Raw genomic sequence first — 430 nt, forward strand, 5'->3', positions numbered from 1 at the left:
GGCCTTCGCCCGAGGCCTGTACTTTCGTTTCGAGGATCTCACCACCCTACCGGCCGAACTGGTGCTGCTGGGCCCTCGCCGAGCCCGCCTGACCCTGCATGAAGGGCGCTACCACCAGGTCAAACGCATGTTCGGCCACTTCGGCAACATGGTCACCGCCCTGCACCGCGAGAGCATGGGCCCACTGCTGCTGGACGCCAGCCTGTCACCTGGCTGCTACCGACCATTGACGGACAACGAGATCGCACAAATCTGACCGCCCATAGCCACCGGCCAGAAAAACCTGCCGCCACGCTTCATTTCACCCCAGCCTTCTGGTAAAAAGGCACCCCTGAGCGGGCGTCGTATAATGGCATTACCTGAGCTTCCCAAGCTCATGACGAGGGTTCGATTCCCTTCGCCCGCTCCAGATTCTACGGGGCCTCTAGTG

General features: G+C 61.6%; 1 tRNA gene and 1 pseudogene. Both read left to right on the plus strand.

Going from position 1 to position 430, the window contains the following annotated elements:
• Positions 1-256 (plus strand): annotated as a pseudogene (locus ACU8YC_RS28435) (16S rRNA pseudouridine(516) synthase); the annotation flags it as partial.
• A 79-nt stretch (positions 257-335) separates the two neighbouring features.
• Positions 336-409 (plus strand) — tRNA-Gly (locus ACU8YC_RS28440).
• Positions 410-430: the final 21 nt, after the last annotated feature.

It is taken from the genome of Citrobacter sp. VF227, assembly GCF_052950715.1.